General features: G+C 54.1%; 17 protein-coding genes and 1 pseudogene. 10 read left to right on the top strand and 8 right to left on the bottom strand.

What is annotated here, in order from left to right:
* The first annotated feature begins 91 nt into the window (after window positions 1–91).
* Window positions 92–1,299, top strand: a protein-coding gene (locus OGV38_RS08990) for an IS3 family transposase (protein WP_117086587.1) whose coding sequence is annotated in 2 segments (ribosomal slippage) — window positions 92–413 and window positions 413–1,299 — 1,209 coding nt in all. Because the reading frame shifts where the segments join, the coding sequence is not laid out codon by codon here.
* Here the strand turns inward: OGV38_RS08990 and OGV38_RS08985 are convergent.
* A complete protein-coding gene (locus tag OGV38_RS08985; RefSeq protein ID WP_286473201.1) occupies window positions 1,291–1,647 on the bottom strand; it encodes a hypothetical protein in 357 nt (118 codons plus the stop codon). The two genes, OGV38_RS08990 and OGV38_RS08985, sit on opposite strands and share 9 nt — an antisense overlap.
* Before the next feature lie 801 nt (window positions 1,648–2,448).
* Here OGV38_RS08985 and OGV38_RS08980 point away from each other — a divergent pair.
* Window positions 2,449–3,066 carry a trimeric intracellular cation channel family protein gene (locus OGV38_RS08980; RefSeq protein WP_003024049.1) on the top strand — a complete coding sequence of 206 codons (618 nt, stop codon included), beginning with the start codon at window positions 2,449–2,451 and terminating at the stop codon, window positions 3,064–3,066.
* Here the strand turns inward: OGV38_RS08980 and ligB are convergent.
* Window positions 3,063–4,742, bottom strand: coding sequence for an NAD-dependent DNA ligase LigB (gene ligB / locus OGV38_RS08975; RefSeq protein ID WP_286473200.1), 1,680 nt, complete (start codon window positions 4,740–4,742; stop codon window positions 3,063–3,065). The genes OGV38_RS08980 and ligB overlap by 4 nt on opposite strands.
* 261 nt (window positions 4,743–5,003) lie before the next feature.
* Between ligB and gmk the strand changes: the two genes are divergently transcribed.
* The 5 genes from gmk to recG are packed head-to-tail and all read left to right on the top strand — an operon-like array spanning window position 5,004 to window position 10,877.
* Window positions 5,004–5,627, top strand: coding sequence for a guanylate kinase (gene gmk, locus OGV38_RS08970; protein WP_019078035.1), 624 nt, complete (start codon window positions 5,004–5,006; stop codon window positions 5,625–5,627).
* A 54-nt stretch (window positions 5,628–5,681) separates the two neighbouring features.
* Complete coding sequence (rpoZ, locus tag OGV38_RS08965; protein ID WP_000135058.1) at window positions 5,682–5,957, top strand: DNA-directed RNA polymerase subunit omega; 276 nt, start codon at window positions 5,682–5,684, stop codon at window positions 5,955–5,957.
* A gap of 18 nt (window positions 5,958–5,975) precedes the next feature.
* A complete protein-coding gene (spoT, locus tag OGV38_RS08960; protein ID WP_003024038.1) occupies window positions 5,976–8,090 on the top strand; it encodes a bifunctional GTP diphosphokinase/guanosine-3',5'-bis pyrophosphate 3'-pyrophosphohydrolase in 2,115 nt (704 codons plus the stop codon).
* A 10-nt stretch (window positions 8,091–8,100) separates the two neighbouring features.
* A complete protein-coding gene (gene trmH / locus OGV38_RS08955) occupies window positions 8,101–8,790 on the top strand; it encodes a tRNA (guanosine(18)-2'-O)-methyltransferase TrmH (RefSeq protein ID WP_029139711.1) in 690 nt (229 codons plus the stop codon).
* A gap of 5 nt (window positions 8,791–8,795) precedes the next feature.
* On the top strand, window positions 8,796–10,877 hold the full coding sequence (gene recG / locus OGV38_RS08950) for an ATP-dependent DNA helicase RecG (protein ID WP_016155008.1): 2,082 nt from the start codon (window positions 8,796–8,798) through the stop codon (window positions 10,875–10,877).
* A gap of 42 nt (window positions 10,878–10,919) precedes the next feature.
* Here the strand turns inward: recG and gltS are convergent, their stop codons facing one another.
* A complete protein-coding gene (gene gltS / locus OGV38_RS08945; RefSeq protein WP_016155009.1) occupies window positions 10,920–12,125 on the bottom strand; it encodes a sodium/glutamate symporter in 1,206 nt (401 codons plus the stop codon).
* Window positions 12,126–12,350: 225 nt separating this feature from the next.
* Between gltS and xanP the strand changes: the two genes are divergently transcribed.
* Entirely contained in the window at window positions 12,351–13,742 is a 1,392-nt protein-coding gene (xanP, locus tag OGV38_RS08940; protein ID WP_003024026.1) for a xanthine/proton symporter XanP, read from the top strand.
* A gap of 121 nt (window positions 13,743–13,863) precedes the next feature.
* Entirely contained in the window at window positions 13,864–15,573 is a 1,710-nt protein-coding gene (locus OGV38_RS08935; RefSeq protein WP_286473199.1) for an AsmA family protein, read from the top strand.
* 41 nt (window positions 15,574–15,614) lie between these two features.
* On the opposite strand, the gene OGV38_RS08930 is transcribed toward OGV38_RS08935, so the two are convergent.
* The 5 genes from OGV38_RS08930 to OGV38_RS08910 all read right to left on the bottom strand — a co-directional run bounded on the left by OGV38_RS08930 (window position 15,615) and on the right by OGV38_RS08910 (window position 19,542).
* On the bottom strand, window positions 15,615–16,298 hold the full coding sequence (locus OGV38_RS08930; protein WP_016155011.1) for a D-lyxose/D-mannose family sugar isomerase: 684 nt from the start codon (window positions 16,296–16,298) through the stop codon (window positions 15,615–15,617).
* Between the two features lie 49 nt (window positions 16,299–16,347).
* A complete protein-coding gene (locus OGV38_RS08925) occupies window positions 16,348–17,208 on the bottom strand; it encodes a ketose-bisphosphate aldolase (protein ID WP_016155012.1) in 861 nt (286 codons plus the stop codon).
* Between the two features lie 80 nt (window positions 17,209–17,288).
* Window positions 17,289–18,140: a class II fructose-bisphosphate aldolase gene (locus tag OGV38_RS08920; RefSeq protein ID WP_269519216.1), complete on the bottom strand. Its 852-nt coding sequence runs from the start codon at window positions 18,138–18,140 to the stop codon at window positions 17,289–17,291.
* An 11-nt stretch (window positions 18,141–18,151) separates the two neighbouring features.
* A complete protein-coding gene (locus tag OGV38_RS08915; protein WP_016157774.1) occupies window positions 18,152–19,243 on the bottom strand; it encodes a PTS fructose transporter subunit IIC in 1,092 nt (363 codons plus the stop codon).
* A gap of 26 nt (window positions 19,244–19,269) precedes the next feature.
* On the bottom strand, window positions 19,270–19,542 hold the full coding sequence (locus tag OGV38_RS08910; protein WP_286473202.1) for a PTS fructose transporter subunit IIB: 273 nt from the start codon (window positions 19,540–19,542) through the stop codon (window positions 19,270–19,272).
* A gap of 49 nt (window positions 19,543–19,591) precedes the next feature.
* Here OGV38_RS08910 and OGV38_RS08905 point away from each other — a divergent pair.
* Window positions 19,592–19,926 (top strand): annotated as a pseudogene (locus OGV38_RS08905) (IS1-like element IS1B family transposase); the annotation flags it as partial.

The raw sequence follows: 19,926 nt of genomic DNA, 5'->3' as shown, positions 1-19,926 counted from the left end.
TGATGTAGCCCCCTGAAACACCGGACAGTAGCTGTATCTCCAGATAAGAGATAGGCTTGAATATATGTCTAACACTAACGCCAATTTTGAGATGACCGGGATCCTGTTAGGGCAAGAAGTCCGTAAACGTAAAACTCCTCAGGAGAAGATCGCCATTATCCAGCAGACGATGGAGCCGGGTATGAATGTCTCCCATGTCGCCCGCCTGCATGGTATCCAGCCCAGCCTGCTGTTTAAGTGGAAGAAGCAATATCAGGAAGGCAGCCTCACCGCCGTTGCGGCTGGAGAGGAAGTCGTTCCTGCTTCTGAGCTTACTGCTGCTCTGAAGCAGGTCCGGGAGCTTCAGCGCCTTCTGGGCAAGAAGACGATGGAAGTTGAGATCCTGAAAGAAGCCGTGGAGTACGGTCAGTCGCGAAAATGGATAGCGCACGCGCCCTTGTTGCCAAAGGACGGGGAATAGCCATGGTCTGCCGGACCATGGGCGTGTCGCGTGCGCAACTGTCACTGCGGATTAACCGTTCTGCCGACTGGCAGGACAGGCGCTGTAACCGGCGTAATGAAGAAGCAGACGCAGAAATACTGTCGGCTATCCTCAACATTATCAGCGATATGCCGAGTTATGGTTATCGACGCGTGTGGGGCATCCTGCGCAAGCAACGTCGCACAGAGGGACAGCTACCTGTGAATGCCAAACGGCTTTACAGGATAATGCGTGAGCATAACCTGTTGTTGTTGCATCACAAACCAGAGCGACCGAAGCGTGAACATAAGGGCAAGATAGCGGTGGCAGAAAGCGATATGCGCTGGTGTTCAGATGGCTTCGAGTTCGGCTGCGACAACGGCGAAAAACTGCGGGTAACGTTCGCGCTGGACTGCTGCGACCGTGAGGCCATAGACTGGGCAGCAAGCACGGGAGGCTATGACAGTTCGACCGTGCAGGATGTGATGCTGAGGTCGGTGGAAAAGCGCTTCGGCGACAGGTTGCCCGACACAGCGGTGCAGTGGCTGACGGATAACGGTTCAGCGTATACCGCGTATGAAACGCGGAGGTTCGCGAGAGAGCTGAATCTGGAGCCCTGCACAACAGCGGTGAGCAGCCCGCAGAGTAATGGCATGGCCGAACGGTTCGTGAAAACGATGAAAGAAGACTATATCGCGTTCATGCCAAAACCGGATGTGAGAACAGCACTGCGAAACCTTGCAGTAGCGTTCACGCATTACAATGAAAACCACCCGCACAGCGCGCTGGGATATCACTCCCCGAGGGAATACCGGCGGCAGCGGACATCGTTAACTTAAGATACAAAAGCTGTTCGGAGATGGAGGGTCAAGATCAACATCGCATTTTACCTGTTTTTCATAGCCCGCCATTGAGAGATACTTACTAATCCTCCCCGTATCCCTGGTATCATGGAACGTCACACTCCATACATCAGCCTTAGGACCAGAAATGTTCGTATAATTAAAGTCATACACTTGGGATATTCTCGGCATTTTTTTTAAAACTTGGGGAGTGTAATAATCATATTTGGCTTTATCAAACTCTGTATATTGTGCGTTACCTGCAAGTCTCATTTTAATATTAGGCCAGAAATAAGAGCTGCATATAGCTATTACCATCAGCACTATTATGACTGCCTGTTTCATATGTTTCCCTTTTTTACCAGTTAACGACCGTTCCATCTCTGGAAACTATTTTAACGTTACCAGAACTAAAATCGCTGTAAGGTATCACTGTTCTCATGAATGCTCGCCTTGGTGCATATCCGAGAGTAACTTTCTGACATCATCTCCTCGAGCATGTCCCATATCTATCCACCCCAAAACTTCGGTGTATATTATCCCGCTTCTTAAATTTCCAGCCTCTCTGCCATCCTGAATTTCTTCTCTTACGCTCATACCTAGCATTCCAACGCACTAAATGCTGAAGATTTTGCTGTAAATGCACCCATCCACATAGAAGCGATAGCTGAGGAAGTCATTTTTCAGAATAGAAGCCGCTGAATATCAGACTTTACTCAGAATAACTTCCCCAATGACATCTGGAGTGTAGTGGTTCTAAGAAATATCATTTTTGCAGCGCACCAAAGCACATACCACACCTACTAATCTCTCGCTGCAACATTCAAGGTATGACTGAAATACGAACCGGAGTGTCAATTTGTCCATTGGTCGAGGGTGATAGTTTGGGTGAAATATGATACGTAGCCCACCCATAAACGACGGGGCTACGTGTTTTTCCCAACACTTCGGTTGTGACCCATCCAGTTCGAATTATATTTTCTCATCATTTATTGTCACCATTCATAAAGTAAAGCGCATGCCATAACGCATTTACAGCAAAATCACATTAGCTGTAGTTATTAAAATAGCTTCACCTTAGAAAATCTCAATCGTGACAATGCGCACAAATCGTTAACCTTAGCCCCAGCAAATCAGGGGGAATACATGCTATTACACGTTTTATATTTAATTGGTATTACTGCCGAAGCCATGACCGGTGCGCTTGCGGCTGGGCGTCGTCGTATGGATACATTTGGCGTCATTATCATTGCCACCGCGACGGCCATTGGCGGCGGCTCGGTACGCGACATTCTTCTCGGCCACTATCCGCTCGGCTGGGTAAAGCACCCTGAATACGTCATTATCGTGGCGACCGCTGCGGTACTCACCACCATTATTGCCCCCGTCATGCCCTATCTGCGTAAAATATTCCTCGTCCTGGATGCGCTGGGCCTGGTGGTCTTTTCTATTATTGGCGCCCAGGTGGCGCTGGATATGGGTCATGGACCGATTATTGCCGTGGTCGCGGCGGTCACTACCGGAGTCTTTGGTGGTGTATTACGTGACATGTTCTGCAAACGCATCCCGTTAGTATTCCAGAAAGAATTGTATGCCGGCGTTTCATTTGCCGCAGCCGTGCTGTATATCGTGCTGCAACATTATGTCTCCAGCCACGATGTGGTGGTGATCTCTACCCTGCTCTTTGGCTTTACCGCCCGACTGCTGGCGCTGCGCCTGAAGTTGGGGCTGCCGGTATTTTACTATCGCCATGAAGGCCATTAAGGCATAAAGCCCGTGATCCGCTGAGCAGCTAACCAGTTGCTCAGCGCTGTGATCTCTTTATCCTCCAGCCACTGAATAACCTGTCGTGCCCGTCGCTCCCCCATGAAAGGAAGTTGCCGCCAGCTTTGTTCACTGCGTTCCCGTAACTGCTGCCACGATCCATCCCGACTGGCATTCAACGTTGCCTGTGTTAACGGTATTCCCATGGCAATCACCCAGCGCGTAAATGGAAGATGGCGTGACAGATTGAACTGATGCCACAGCTTCCCCCCTTTGTTCACGCCAAATGTGGACTGTAGCTGCTCCTGCGTTAATCCAAGCCAGGAAAAGATATGTTCAAAGCGATACGTCTGATGTAGCTCCCGCCATCCCGCCTCGCCCATACCCTCCAGCCCTAACACATCTTTGGCCCCCAGCCAGACGAGCCTGGCAACAAACTGTTCCTGACACTCCGCTGTGGCATAAAAACAAGTTAGTGAATTGAAGCGCCCCTCAGGTGGTGCTGGCTTATTACGCTGGGTGCTGCGCCAGACCACCTCATCTATACGGGGAATCCCCTGTCCGGCCAGACTTATCAGAATCTGATCGCCAGGCGCAATATCCCATTCATTCCAGCGCCGTACTGAGCCAATATTGACGCGCTGCACCCGCTTATCATCCAGCATGACGGGGACCAGCAATGCAACCACCGCAATTTTCCCGCTTTTGCCAACGGAAAACTGAATACCCGTCACCTCAGATACCCTGGCCACGGGAGGATATTTCCACGCTGCCAGCCAGTCTCCCTGTCCGGGTAGCCAGTATTGCGCCCGCGGTTCTTTTCCCGTTCGCACCACCACACCATCCGTCACAAAAGGTAACGCTGAAGTCCAGCACATGGCGCGCACCTTCTCGACGTCATCCGCACTCTTCACGGCCTGAGTATATCGTTGCGTGAAACTGAACCCGGCAGCAGTGAGTTGCTCAAGTCTTTCCGACATGGCAACTGGACCATCAGGCCAGGCCCAGATAAAAATAGCCAGCGAGCGTAACATTTCCGGGTTGCTCTGGCGCATCATCATTCCAGCAACCTTTGAGCGGGCGTTCATTCCCCCTCTCTGCTGCTGAATATGCCCTTGTTGCTGCAAAAATATCTCCCCCTGCAACGTACTGTTAGAAAGCAGCCCGCTGGTAGTACGTGGAACGGAAGGGATCTGAAGAACCTTTTGCGTCCAGTCTTCGCCTTTCAGACCGTTACCACGGCTAATCGCCCGTATCAGATTTCCATTGCGATAAACCAGCGTGACCGCCACGCCATCCACCTTCGGCTGCACCCAGAGATCGCTACGAGCATGCATCCATTGCTGTAGCGCTTGCTTATCGGCAAGTTTTCGAACTCCCGTGTGGGGAACGGTGTGCGAGACGGTTCCACTTATTGGGGGCGCAGATAGATCTGGTGGGGCTTCATCGCCAAAACAGCGCTGCCACTGGATGAGCTGCGCATTGAGCTGGTCATAAACGGCGTCGTCTACGACACTTTCCCCTTGTTTCCAGTAACTGTCATTCCACTGTGTTATCTGCTGCTGTAGTCGTGAAATTTCCTCTTGTGCCCTGGTAGGCGACCAGACGGGGCATACCGCCCATGAGGGTAGATACCACATTAGCAAAACCAGCCCTATGCATTTCCATAATCCCATGCTATCTCCGCTGAACCATACGTTTCCCGGCAGATATAACGCGAATTGAAATGGAAACAGAGCGGCAAAAAATCATCCTGCGAGCAACGTTCCTGACATTTGCACGAATTGCTGCAAATCGCGGATAAAACAGGAAACTGGTACGCAAAACGCAATAAACATGCGCAAAAAGTGTGACAAGGGCTACGTCACATAGCGGCTACGTGTATAATAAGCCCGTATGTAGGCTCTCTTTCGACAATCACATACATTAAGATACTCATGGCTCAAGGCACGCTTTATATTGTTTCTGCCCCCAGTGGCGCGGGTAAATCCAGCCTGATTCAGGCTTTATTAAAGACCCAACCGTTGTATGACACCCAGGTTTCTGTTTCGCACACCACGCGCGCACCGCGCCCGGGGGAAGTGCACGGTGAACACTATTTTTTTGTGAACCATGACGAATTCAGAACCATGATTGGCAGAGACGCGTTCCTGGAACACGCTGAGGTTTTCGGTAATTACTACGGCACCTCGCGTGAGACCATTGAGCAAGTATTAGCATCCGGCGTAGACGTCTTTTTAGATATCGACTGGCAAGGTGCGCAGCAAATTCGTCAAAAAATGCCGCATGCGCGCAGTATTTTTATTTTGCCGCCATCTAAGATTGAGCTGGATCGCCGTCTTCGTGGCCGCGGTCAGGATAGCGAAGACGTGATCGCAAAACGTATGGCGCAAGCTGTTGCAGAAATGAGCCATTACGCCGAATATGATTATCTTATTGTGAATGATGATTTCGATACCGCCCTGGGCGATTTGAAAACTATCATTCGCGCCGAACGTCTGCGCATGAGCCGCCAAAAGCAGCGTCATGACGCTTTAATCAGCAAACTGTTGGCAGACTGAACCCACATTCAGTATCATGCCCAGTCATTTCTTCACCTGTGGAGCATTTTAAGTATGGCACGCGTAACTGTTCAGGACGCTGTAGAGAAAATTGGTAACCGTTTTGACCTGGTACTGGTCGCCGCGCGTCGCGCTCGTCAGATGCAGGTAGGCGGAAAGGATCCGCTCGTACCGGAAGAAAACGATAAAACTACCGTTATCGCGCTGCGCGAAATCGAAGAAGGTCTGATCAACAACCAGATCCTCGACGTGCGTGAGCGCCAGGAACAGCAAGAGCAGGAAGCCGCTGAATTACAAGCCGTTACCGCTATTGCTGAAGGTCGTCGTTAATCACAAAGCGGGTCGCCCTTGTATCTGTTTGAAAGCCTGAATCAACTGATTCAAAACTACCTGCCGGAAGACCAGATTAAGCGTCTTCGGCAGGCGTATCTCGTTGCACGTGACGCTCACGAGGGCCAGACACGTTCAAGCGGTGAACCCTATATCACGCACCCGGTAGCGGTAGCCTGCATTCTGGCCGAGATGAAACTCGACTATGAAACGCTGATGGCTGCACTGCTGCATGACGTGATTGAAGATACCCCTGCCACCTACCAGGACATGGAACAGCTTTTTGGTAAAAGCGTTGCTGAACTGGTAGAAGGGGTGTCGAAACTTGATAAGCTTAAGTTTCGCGATAAGAAAGAGGCGCAAGCTGAAAACTTTCGCAAGATGATTATGGCGATGGTGCAGGATATCCGCGTCATTCTCATCAAACTCGCTGACCGTACCCACAACATGCGCACGCTGGGCTCATTACGCCCGGACAAGCGTCGCCGCATCGCCCGTGAAACCCTCGAAATCTATAGTCCGCTGGCACACCGTTTAGGTATTCATCACATTAAAACCGAGCTGGAAGAGCTGGGTTTTGAAGCGCTGTACCCGAACCGCTATCGCGTGATTAAAGAAGTGGTTAAAGCCGCTCGTGGCAACCGCAAAGAGATGATCCAAAAAATCCTCTCGGAAATCGAAGGGCGTTTACAGGAGGCAGGCATTCCGTGTCGCGTAAGTGGCCGCGAGAAGCACCTGTACTCTATTTACTGCAAAATGGTGCTCAAAGAGCAGCGTTTTCACTCCATCATGGATATCTACGCTTTTCGCGTTATCGTTCATGATTCCGATACCTGTTATCGCGTACTCGGCCAGATGCACAGCCTGTACAAACCTCGTCCTGGTCGCGTGAAAGACTATATCGCCATTCCGAAAGCGAACGGATATCAGTCTTTGCACACCTCAATGATCGGCCCTCACGGCGTCCCGGTTGAAGTACAGATTCGTACCGAAGACATGGACCAGATGGCAGAGATGGGTGTAGCAGCGCACTGGGCTTACAAAGAGCACGGCGGCGAAAGCAGCACCACCGCACAAATCCGCGCTCAACGCTGGATGCAGAGCCTGCTGGAACTGCAGCAGAGCGCCGGTAGCTCGTTTGAATTTATTGAAAGCGTCAAATCTGATCTCTTCCCGGATGAGATTTATGTTTTCACACCGGAAGGGCGCATTGTCGAACTGCCTGCCGGTGCAACGCCTGTCGACTTCGCCTACGCCGTGCATACCGATATCGGTCACGCCTGCGTCGGCGCACGCGTCGACAGACAACCTTACCCGCTTTCGCAGCCGCTCTTTAGCGGACAGACCGTTGAGATTATTACCGCTCCGGGCGCCCGTCCGAATGCAGCGTGGCTCAACTTCGTCGTCAGTTCGAAAGCGCGCGCAAAAATTCGCCAACTGCTGAAAAACCTCAAGCGCGATGATTCCGTCAGTCTGGGTCGTCGACTGCTCAACCATGCCTTAGGCGGTAGCCGTAAACTGGCTGAGATCCCGCCAGAGAGCATCCAGCGTGAGCTTGAACGCATGAAGCTCGCCACCCTTGACGATCTGCTCGCGGAAATCGGTCTGGGTAACGCCATGAGCGTGGTGGTAGCGAAAAACCTCCAGCAGGGCGAAGCAACGGCAAACGTGCCAGCGCAATCTGGTCACGGTCATCTGCCGATCAAAGGCGCAGATGGCGTGCTGATCACCTTCGCGAAATGCTGTCGTCCGATTCCTGGCGATCCAATCATTGCCCACGTCAGCCCGGGTAAAGGTCTGGTGATTCACCATGAATCCTGCCGTAACATTCGTGGCTATCAAAAAGAGCCAGAGAAGTTTATGGCGGTGGAATGGGATAAAGAGACAGAGCAGGAGTTCATCACCGAGATTAAGGTGGATATGTTTAACCACCAGGGTGCTCTGGCGAACCTGACGGCGGCAATCAACACGACCACCTCCAACATTCAAAGTCTGAATACGGAAGAGAAAGATGGCCGCGTCTATAGCGCCTTTATTCGCCTGACCGCTCGCGATCGCGTGCACCTGGCGAATATCATGCGCAAAATCCGCGTCATGCCGGACGTGATAAAAGTCACCCGTAACCGTAACTAGAACACGTTTTATGAATACTCAACGTTATGCACGTATTTGCGAGATGCTCGCACGTCGTCAGCCCGATCTGACCGTCTGCATGGAGCAGGTCCACAAACCTCATAACGTTTCTGCAATCATTCGTACTGCAGACGCGGTCGGCGTGCATGAAGTCCACGCCGTCTGGCCTGGTAGCCGTATGCGCACCATGGCCTCTTCTGCCGCAGGCAGCAACAGTTGGGTACAGGTGAAGACTCACCGCACTATTGGCGATGCGGTCACACATTTAAAAAACCAGGGCATGCAGGTTCTGGCAACACATCTGTCAGATAAAGCCGTGGATTTTCGCGAGATTGATTACACGCGCCCCACCTGCATCCTGATGGGTCAGGAGAAAACCGGCATCACTCAGGAAGCGTTGGATCTGGCGGATCAGGACATCATCATTCCCATGACTGGCATGGTGCAATCGCTGAACGTTTCGGTCGCCTCCGCGCTGATTCTGTACGAAGCACAGCGCCAGCGGCAAAACGCCGGCATGTACCAACGAGAAAACAGCATGCTGGCGCAAGATGAGCAGCAGCGTTTGCTGTTTGAAGGCGGTTATCCGGTGCTGGCGAATGTCGCTAAGCGCAAAGGTCTTCCCTACCCCCACGTAAACACGCAGGGCGAAATTGAAGCCGATGCAACGTGGTGGGCCACTATGCAATCTGCGAGATAAACGCGATGAAAGGCCGTTTACTGGATGCCATCCCACTCAATTCTCTGACCGGCGTTGGCGCAGCGCAAAGCAGTAAACTGGCGAAAATTGGCCTGCACACCGTGCAGGACCTTCTGCTCCACCTCCCTCTGCGTTACGAAGACCGCACGCACCTGTACCCGATTGGCGAACTGCTGCCGGGCGTTTACGCCACCGTAGAAGGCGAAGTGCTGAACTGCAATATCACCTTCGGCGGACGCCGGATGATGACCTGTCAGATCAGTGATGGCTCCGGCATTCTCACCATGCGCTTTTTCAACTTCAGCGCCGCAATGAAAAATAGTCTCGCCACCGGTCGCCGGGTGCTGGCCTATGGCGAAGCCAAACGCGGAAAATACGGCGCAGAGATGATCCACCCGGAGTATCGCGTGCAGGGCGATCTCAGCACGCCGGAATTGCAGGAAACGCTCACGCCGGTGTATCCAACCACCGAAGGCGTGAAGCAGGCCACGCTGCGCAAACTGACCGATCAAGCTCTGGACCTGCTCGATACCTGCGCCATTGCCGAACTGCTGCCGCCAGAGTTGTTGCAAGGTATGATGAGCCTGCCAGAAGCTCTGCGCACATTGCACCGTCCACCGCCGTCACTGCAGTTGAGCGATCTGGAAACCGGTCAGCATCCAGCACAGCGACGTCTGATTCTGGAAGAATTGCTGGCGCATAACCTCAGCATGCTGGCACTACGCGCCGGGGCGCAACGTTTCCACGCCCAGCCGCTGATCGCAAACAACGCGCTGAAAGATAAGCTGCTGGCGGCTCTACCGTTTAAACCCACCGGCGCCCAGGCCCGCGTTACCGCTGAGATCGAACGCGATATGGCACTGGATGTCCCTATGATGCGTCTGGTGCAGGGCGATGTCGGCTCCGGCAAAACGCTGGTTGCGGCGCTGGCCGCCCTACGTGCCATCGCACATGGTAAGCAAGTTGCGCTGATGGCCCCCACCGAACTGCTGGCTGAGCAGCACGCGAATAACTTCCGCAACTGGTTCGCGCCACTGGGTATTGAAGTTGGCTGGCTGGCAGGTAAACAGAAAGGCAAAGCGCGGCTGGCACAGCAGGAAGCTATCGCCAGCGGTGAGGTGCAGATGATTGTCGGCACGCACGCAATTTTCCAGGAACAGGTGCAGTTCAACGGACTGGCACTGGTTATCATCGACGAACAGCACCGTTTTGGCGTACATCAGCGCCTGGCGCTGTGGGAGAAAGGTCAGCAGCAGGGTTTCCATCCACACCAGCTAATCATGACCGCCACCCCAATCCCGCGCACGCTGGCAATGACCGCCTATGCCGATCTCGACACGTCGGTCATTGACGAACTCCCTCCGGGGCGTACGCCAGTCACCACGGTGGCGATTCCGGATACCCGCCGCAGCGATATTATTGACCGCGTGCGCAACGCTTGTACCCATGAAGGGCGCCAGGCGTACTGGGTCTGTACGCTGATTGAGGAGTCTGATTTGTTAGAAGCTCAGGCCGCTGAAGCCACGTGGGAAGAGCTTAAACTGGTGCTGCCAGAACTGAATATTGGCCTGGTACACGGCCGTATGAAGCCCGCAGAGAAGCAGTCGGTAATGGCGGCGTTTAAGCAGGGCGAACTGCAGCTGCTGGTTGCCACCACGGTGATTGAAGTGGGCGTAGACGTACCTAACGCCAGCCTGATGATTATTGAAAACCCGGAGCGCTTGGGCCTGGCGCAGTTGCACCAGCTACGTGGTCGCGTAGGTCGTGGCGCGGTGGCCTCCCACTGCGTCCTGCTCTACAAATCGCCGCTGTCAAAAACCGCGCAAAAACGCCTGCAAGTTCTGCGCGACAGCAACGACGGATTCGTGATCGCGCAAAAAGATTTAGAGATCCGCGGGCCCGGCGAGCTGTTGGGTACGCGCCAGACCGGAACGGCAGAATTCAAAGTTGCAGATTTGCTGCGCGATCAGGCGATTATCCCGGAAGTTCAGCGCATTGCCCGTCATATTCACGAACGTTACCCGCAACAGGCTGTGGCGCTGATTGAACGCTGGATGCCGGAAACCGAGCGCTACTCCAACGCATAGTAGATTCATAGCGTCGGCGGATGTGACTCCGCCGCACAGACATTATTGCGCAAAAATCGGCAGCAGCAGATACAGCTTAATCACCAGCGCATTGACGATATCGATAAAGAACGCCCCCACCATCGGCACCACCAGAAACGCCATATGGGATGGTCCAAAACGTTCTGTAATTGCCTGCATGTTGGCAATCGCCGTGGGTGTCGCACCGAGGCCAAAACCGCAGTGTCCGGCTGCCAGCACGGCGGCATCGTAGTTCTTACCCATCATGCGCCAGGTGACGAATATCGCGTACAGCGCCATGAAAATGGTCTGCACAACCAGGATTGCCAGCATCGGCAGGGCCAGAGAAGCCAGCTCCCACAGCTTCAGACTCATTAGCGCCATCGCCAGGAACAGCGACAGGCTAACGTTACCCAACACCGAAACTGCGCGCTCGAACACCCGATAAAAACCCATTAACGCCAGGCCGTTACTGAGGATCACCCCAACAAACAGCACGCAGACGAAAGTCGGCAGTTCCAGCACCGTTCCGACCAGCATTTGTGCAACGATTTTACCCACCGTCAGACAGATAGCGATCAGCGCAATGGTTTCAATCAGCACCAGCGAAGTGATTATGCGTCCGACATCTGGCTTTTCAAATGCGGTAGGCACAGCCTGATCGTCCGGCATGCCGTCTGGCGTGGTAGAGTGTTTGACCAGATAGCGGGCCACCGGGCCGCCAATCAATCCGCCCAGCACCAGGCCAAACGTTGCGCAAGCCATCGCCACTTCCGTCGCATTAGCGAAACCATAGCGCTCAATAAACAGTTTGCTCCATGCGGCCCCGGTTCCATGCCCGCCAGAGAGGGTTATCGAACCGGCGATCAGACCCATCAGCGGATCCAGACCCAGCAGAGTCGCCATACCAATACCAATGGCGTTTTGCATCAGCAGCAGGCCAACAACCACAATCAGAAAGATACCCACCACGCGGCCACCCGCGCGCAGGCTGGCAATATTGGCGTTCAGGCCGATAGTGGCGAAGAATGCCAGCATCAGCGGATCGCGCAGGGTCATATCGAAGTTCACTTCCCAACCCATGCTTTTTTTCAGCACCAGCAGCGCAATCGCCACCAGCAATCCGCCAGCTACAGGTTCGGGAATGGTGTATTTTTTCAGGAAGGAAACAGACTGGACGAGCTTACGTCCCAGCAGCAACACAAGGGTTGCCGCAACCAGCGTTGATAACGTATCGAGATAAAACATTTACAACTCCATTAGTGCGTTTAGCACAATCACGCACGATGCATTCCAGACCGATTTTTAGCTCTTATTGAGTTTTCGGTGTGGATTTTAAGCAGAAAATCATGAAATGTTATATAAAAATGTTTGTTTATCCGTTTTAAATATTAAGAACACCTGGTAGCAAACGTTTGCATTTCCGCCATGGTCAGATAAAATCACCGCTTTTCCACCATGGGATTGCCTCTGATGTCCGTTAACGCCGTAGAGTCAACAAATGCGCAACCGGTTGCGCAGACTCACAACAGTGAACTGATTTACCGTCTTGAAGATCGCCCCCCACTAGCCCAGACCCTGTTTGCCGCCTGTCAGCACCTGCTGGCCATGTTCGTCGCGGTAATCACCCCAGCGCTGTTAATTTGCCAGGCGCTCGGTTTACCGGCTCAGGATACTCAACACATTATCAGTATGTCGCTGTTCGCTTCCGGCGTGGCTTCTATCATTCAGATCAAAGCCTGGGGGCCGGTCGGCTCAGGGCTATTATCCATTCAGGGCACCAGCTTTAACTTTGTTGCGCCACTGATTATGGGCGGTACAGCGCTAAAAACCGGTGGTGCAGATGTCCCAACCATGATGGCGGCGCTGTTCGGTACACTGATGCTGGCAAGCTGCACTGAGATGGTTATCTCACGCGTACTGCATCTGGCGCGTCGTATCATTACCCCGCTGGTCTCAGGCGTGGTGGTGATGATTATCGGCCTGTCGCTGATTCAGGTGGGGCTGACGTCGATTGGCGGCGGCTATGCGGCAATGAGCGACAACACCTTTGGCGCACCAAAGAATTTACTGCTGGCAGGCGTCGTGCTGGCGCTGATTATCCTGCTTAACCGCCAGCGCAACCCGTACCTGCGCGTTGCGTCACTGGTGATTGCGATGGCGGCAGGTTACCTGTTGGCGTGGTTTATGGATATGCTGCCGCAAAATACCGCGCCGGTAAGTCAGGACCTGCTGATGGTGCCAACGCCGTTGTATTATGGCCTGGGTATCGACTGGAGCTTACTGCTGCCGCTGATGCTAGTGTTTATGATTACCTCGCTGGAAACCATCGGTGATATTACGGCCACCTCCGATGTCTCCGAGCAGCCCGTTTCTGGTCCGCTGTACATGAAACGCCTGAAAGGCGGCGTACTGGCGAACGGTCTGAACTCGTTTGTTTCAGCCGTATTCAACACCTTCCCGAACTCCTGCTTTGGACAAAACAACGGGGTTATTCAGTTAACAGGTGTTGCCAGCCGCTACGTTGGTTTTGTGGTTGCGCTGATGCTGATCGCGTTGGGCCTGTTCCCGGCGGTCAGCGGTTTTGTACAGCATATTCCTGAGCCGGTACTCGGCGGCGCAACGCTGGTGATGTTCGGTACTATCGCGGCATCCGGCGTGCGTATCGTATCCCGCGAACCGCTGAACCGCCGCGCAATTCTGATTATCGCGCTGTCGCTGGCCGTCGGCCTCGGCGTTTCCCAGCAGCCGCTGATCCTGCAGTTCGCTCCGGACTGGGTGAAAAACCTGCTCTCTTCCGGCATTGCCGCAGGCGGTATTACTGCTATCGTTCTGAATCTGGTGTTCCCACCAGAGAAGCAATAAGCAAAATGCGGCGTTGATTCTGAATCAACGCCGCTGTAACGCTCTTTCACCATTCCCGCCTTGAGCATTGCGCCTAAATCGTGCATAACTTGACTATGTGCACTTCGCGGGATGGAAGACCATGAAATTTATTGGAAAGCTGCTTCTTTACGTGCTGATCGCCCTTGCAGTGGCGATCCTCGGCTTATATTTTCTACTGCAAACCCGCTGGGGCGCAGAGCACGTCAGCGCCTGGGTTTCGCAGAACAGCAGCTACCATCTGGCATTTGATGCCATCGATCACCGGTTTTCTTCTCCTTCCCATATTCTGCTGGAAAACGTCACCTTTGGCCGGGATGGTCAGCCCGCAACGCTGGTCGCCAAAACGGTCGATATTGGACTGAGCAGCCGCCAAATCACCGACCCGCTGCACGTAGACACCATCCTTTTGCAAAACGGCACGCTGAATCTTTCCCAGCAAACTGCGCCGCTGCCGTTCCAGGCCGATCGCCTGCAATTGCAAGATATGGCGCTTAACAGTCCCGGTAGCGAGTGGACCCTGAGCGCGCAGCGCGTTAACGGCGGAATCATTCCCTGGAGTCCTGAGGCGGGTAAAATTCTCGGGAGTAAAGCGCAAATTCGGCTCAGCGCCAGTTCGTTGACGCTGAACGACGTCCCGACGACCAACGTATTGATTGAAGGCAGTATTGACCACGACCGTGTGACGCTGAGCAATATTGGCGCAGACGTGGCGCGTGGCGCATTAACCGGCGTGGCGCAACGCAATGCCGACGGTAGTTGGGTAGTAGAGAATCTGCGCCTGAACGATATTCGGCTGCAAAGCGACAAATCTCTGGCCGAGTTTTTTGCTCCGTTAAGCACTATTCCTTCCCTGCAAATTGGTCGTCTGGAAGTAACAGATGCCCGTCTGCAAGGCCCTGACTGGGCGGTGACGGATCTCGATCTGAGCTTGCGCAACATGACCTTCAGCAAGGACGACTGGCAAACTCAGGAAGGAAAACTGTCGATGAACGCCAGCGAGTTTATCTACGGCTCTCTGCACTTTTTCGATCCGATTATGAACGCCGAGTTCTCGCCGCAGGGCATAGCGCTGCGTCAGTTCACCACCCGCTGGGAAGGGGGAATGGTCAGAACATCCGGAAACTGGCAGCGCAACAACAAAGCGCTGGTCCTCGATGATGCCGCCATTGCCGGTCTGGAGTACACGCTGCCGGAAAACTGGAAACAGCTGTGGATGAAACCTCTACCAGCCTGGCTAGCCAGCCTGACGCTGAAGAAATTCAGCGCCAGCCGTAATCTGGTGATTGATATCGACCCGAGCTTCCCATGGCAGCTCACCGCGCTGGACGGCTACGGTGCTAACCTCGGGCTGGTGCAGAACAATCAGTGGGGGATCTGGAGCGGGAGCGCTAACCTCAACGCCGCTGCCGGCACCTTTAACCGCACCGACGTGCGTCGTCCTTCGCTGGCGCTGACGGCGAACAGCAGCACCATCAATATCAGCGAACTAAGCGCCTATACGGAAAAAGGGTTGCTGGAGGCCACTGCCAGTATTTCACAGTTGCCTCAGCGTCAAACTCAGGTCAGCCTGAACGGGCGCGGCGTGCCAATGACGATTCTGCAGCAGTGGGGATGGCCCGCACTGCCGCTTTCCGGCGACGGTAACATCCAGCTTACCGCCAGCGGCAATATTCATGCCGATGCGCCACTCAAGCCAACGGTCAGCGGCCAATTGCATGCGGTGAACGTGGAGAAACAGCAGGTAACGCAAACCATGCAGGCGGGCGTGGTATCCGGTAGTGAAGTTACCGCCCCACCCGCTGCGCAGTAAAATCTGACGGCCCGGCGGCGATTTGCCGACCGGGTCGCCGTTTATCGCTGTAAGCGCGCATATTCACTGCACAACAGCCACTTCACCGGCTCATCCTCTTCTATCGCCGGGAAGCGACCGCCTGGCTCAAGGAAGTGATTGTCATGCAGGTCGTCATTGACCATCGAGATCTCCCAGCCCAGCACGAACGCTTTCTCCGCCCAAAAGCGATGATACAACCGCGGCGGCAGGCATACCCCCTGCCCCGGTTTCAATACCAGCGTCTCGCCAGCGTCAACGGAACGCCGCTGACCATCGACGCTAACCTCAACAATGCGCCGGGCATCATACCCGTCATCGGGCGTAGCCCACGCCAACTGCATACATAAATCACCGCCGCCGCGGTTAACGATATCTTCCATTTTATGGCGATGAAAATGCCATGGCGTCTGCTGATCCTGCTGAATCTGCAGCATCTTTTCGGCGTACGGTTTGGGGTAGCTGGCTGACCCTAACTGACCATTGCGCAACGTCAGTAACGTCAGCCCCGTTTGCGCAAAATCTCCGCGCCCAAAGTCGGTTATATCCCAGCCCAGTTGGAGATCGAGCACTTCACGCCACAGAGTGTGATCCTGTTGCCGCCAGGCATCAGCCGTAAAATACGCAAAGTCAGGCAGGCAAACCCGAAAAGTCTCGGCGATGGCATGCGCTTTATCGACGGCATAATTAATGTGTGAACGCTTCATTCCACTTTTCCTTGTTGCGAAAAAGGCGGGTCACCCCGCCTGTATGCGGTTAGTAAAGTGACGCTTTGCCGGTTGAGCCGAACAGTTTCATTTTGTGACGGATCACATCCCGCGCGGCGCTAATGGCTTCCGGGTAAATAACGTTCGGGTCCCACCAGGTTTCTTTCGCCAGGATTTCGCGGACTTTCTGGAAGTAAGCGTATTTCATATCGCTGGAAATGTTGATTTTGCCAACGCCCAGCGTAACGGATTCGGCAATTTCCGCATCCGGGTTCGCGGAACCTCCATGCAGCACCAGCGGAATGTCCACTCGCCCGGCAATCTCGCGCAGGATGTGCATTTGCAGCTCTGGCTGCATCCCTTTCGGGTAGATGCCGTGTGCAGTTCCAATCGCCACCGCCAGCGTGTCCGCGCCGGTACGGGCGATAAAATCCTGTGCCTGATCAGGATCGGTATAAGTGACCTTCGATACGCCACCTTCCACTGACGTCCCGGTTTGACCAATCGTACCCAGTTCCCCCTCCACCGAAACGCCTACCGCATGCGCCAGCTTGACCACTTCGCGGGTCAGCGCCACGTTCTCTTCATACGGCAACAGCGAGCCATCAATCATCACCGAGGTAAACCCACACTGAATCGCCCGCAGGACATGCTCGACCGAAGCGCCGTGGTCCAGATGCAGAGTAAAGGGAACCGGGCTGCGCAGAGTGATATCACGGACGTAGCTAAAAAACGCATCGCCTACAAAATCATGTTCGCTGGGGTGAATGGAGATAATCGCCGGGGTATTGGTTGCTTCCGCTTCTTCCACTACTGCACGTACAAAGCAGCTGTCCGCCACGTTGAATGCGCCGATGGCGAAACCGTGCTGACGGGTAGGTTGCAGTAATTCTTTCATCGAAACTAACATGTTAATTCTCCAGTTTCAGGGTGTAGAAAGCCCTGCCAGTGCGTCGTCGCAGAGGCATAGAAGGCGTTACAGAAAATGAATCAGGCTTTGTCGATAGCGCCGCTGGCCTGCAGGTACGGAATAATGGCTTCCTCGCAGGCCTGCTCCATCAGGGCCAGGGCATCAACGAGTTCACCGGATGTGTCGCGACACAGGGTATGCAGTAGTGCAGCCTTTCCGGCTTCGAAAACCGCCGCGCCAACGTTTATCTTGGCGACGCCAAACGTCGGGCAGCGCTGTAGCTGGTCAAACGGCGTCCCGCTGCCGCCATGCAGTGCCAGCGGCACCGTTGATAAACGGGCAATTTCCTCCAGTCGCTGGAAATCAATGGCGGGTATGACACCGGGCGCGTACATACCATGTGCCGTGCCGACCGAGACCGCCAGTAAATCGATACCGGTCTGTTGGATAAAGGGCTCCACATCGGCGGCCTGGGTCATCAAATCAGCGTTAGCTGCGTGATCATAGCGCGGGGCGTCGGCCAGATGCCCCAGCTCACCTTCCACGCACAGAGAAACGCTGGCCGCGAGCTCGACCACCGCCCGGGTCTGGCGAATGTTCTCCTCCAGCGCAAAGGCAGAGGCGTCGATCATTAACCCGCTGAATCCGGCGCGAAAAGCCTGGCGAATGCGTACTGGGTCCTTTCCATGATCCAGCGCCAGCGCGACCGGTATCGACGCTTCCTCTGCCAGCGTTTTGACGACCGCCACCGCTATCGGTGCAGGAAAATGGACCAGATGCCCCTGATACAGATTCAGAATGATGGGCGCACGGTGTTTCTCAGCCACCCGCACCGCCGCACGGGCGCTTTCCAGGTTCATACAGTTGATGGCCAGCAGCGCGTACTGCTCGCGCCAGGCTTTCGTCACCATGCTTTTCATATCGGCAAACATACGGCCTCCGGTTATTCCAGGGTGAAGGTGATCTCTTCGTCTTTCAGCTTTTGATCGCTAAGTTCATCAAACTCTTCGTCACGTTCGGTCACCGGCTTCTTCCACAACGACAGCATGACGCCGCAAATCACCGTGCCGATCCCCAGCGCCAGGCAAAACAGTAGCGGATGTGTAAAGAGCGGGACCACGAACATGCCGCCGTGCGGTACCGGGCTTTCGACGCCCCACACCATAATCAGACCGCCCGCTATCGCCGAGGCCACCACGCAGGACCCCACCACGCGCAGCAGGTCGCGCGCCGCAATGGGAATGACCCCTTCGGTAATCATGCAGATCCCCATCGGGAATGCCGCTTTCAGCGCCTCGCGCTCCGCACGGGTGTACTTGTGACGCGTCAGCAAAAAGGAGAGCGTAATGCCGAACGGAGGGATTATCGAACCGACAAACTTCACCGCTTCCGGACCGTACACGCCGCTGACCAACATGCCGTCAGCAAATAGCGACATGGTTTTATTCACCGGTCCGCCAAAGTCGAATGTCGCCATTGCGCCAAGGATGGCCCCCATTAAAAAGCGTGACCCGCCCTGCATGGACTCCAGCAGATGAATCAACGCGTCCTGCAGCCAGGCTATCGGTTTGCCAATGAGCGTCATCATCAACAGGCCGCCAATGACGGTACTCAGTACCGGCAGCACCATGATGGGCATCAACCCCTGCATCGACTGCGGCAAACGGATATAGCGCTTGAGCAGCAGGACGGTATAACCGACCAGAAAACCGCCCAGCATCCCGCCGATAAAACCGGTATGAATTTCACCGCAGACAAAGCCGACAATCAGACCCGGTGCGAATCCGGGGCGGTCAGCAATAGAGTACGCAATCGCCGCGCTAATCAGCGGTACGATTAACCCCATCCCCCAGCCGCCAATCTGGTTGAGCATCCAGGGTATGGTTCCTGTTTTTTCACCCACGTTAGTACCGCCAAGTATTTGCCCGAGAGCAATACAGATCCCGGCGGCAACAATTAACGGGATCATCCACGAAATCCCCGTTAATAAATGTCTTTTTATTTCCTGAGATAGCGGAATTTTATTTTCACTCATGTGAAATCCCTCCAGAATGGGGATCGCTACTGGTTATTATTAACTAATGATTTTTCGACCTTTTCAAGAAACTGAATGGGCGACTTTATGACAATTTCAGTTTTCACTCGCACAATACGTTTATTTAAAAATCGTTCCTCCCCTTTTATTTTTACATCCACAGCAAGAATCACGACATCAGCAGCAGAAATGTCCTCTGTCAGCAGTTCGTTTTCCGTGCCGATAGTCCCCTGGGTTTCCACTCTTATATTATGACCAAGCGCTTTAGCACCTTTAATTAACTTCTCACGGGCGGTGATGCTGCCAACTTACTGATTTAGTGTATGATGGTGTTTTTGAGGTGCTCCAGTGGCTTCTGTTTCTATCAGCTGTCCCTCCTGTTCAGCTACTGACGGGGTGGTGCGTAACGGCAAAAGCACTGCCGGACATCAGCGCTATCTCTGCTCTCACTGCCGTAAAACATGGCAACTGCAGTTCACTTACACCGCTTCTCAACCCGGTACGCACCAGAAAATCATTGATATGGCCATGAATGGCGTTGGATGCCGGGCAACCGCCCGCATTATGGGCGTTGGCCTCAACACGATTTTCCGCCATTTAAAAAACTCAGGCCGCAGTCGGTAACCTCGCGCATACAGCCGGGCAGTGACGTCATCGTCTGCGCGGAAATGGACGAACAGTGG

Source organism: Citrobacter sp. Cb080, from assembly GCF_030334745.1.
Taxonomy (GTDB): domain Bacteria; phylum Pseudomonadota; class Gammaproteobacteria; order Enterobacterales; family Enterobacteriaceae; genus Citrobacter; species Citrobacter braakii.
This window is presented reverse-complemented; position numbering and strand designations above follow the sequence as displayed.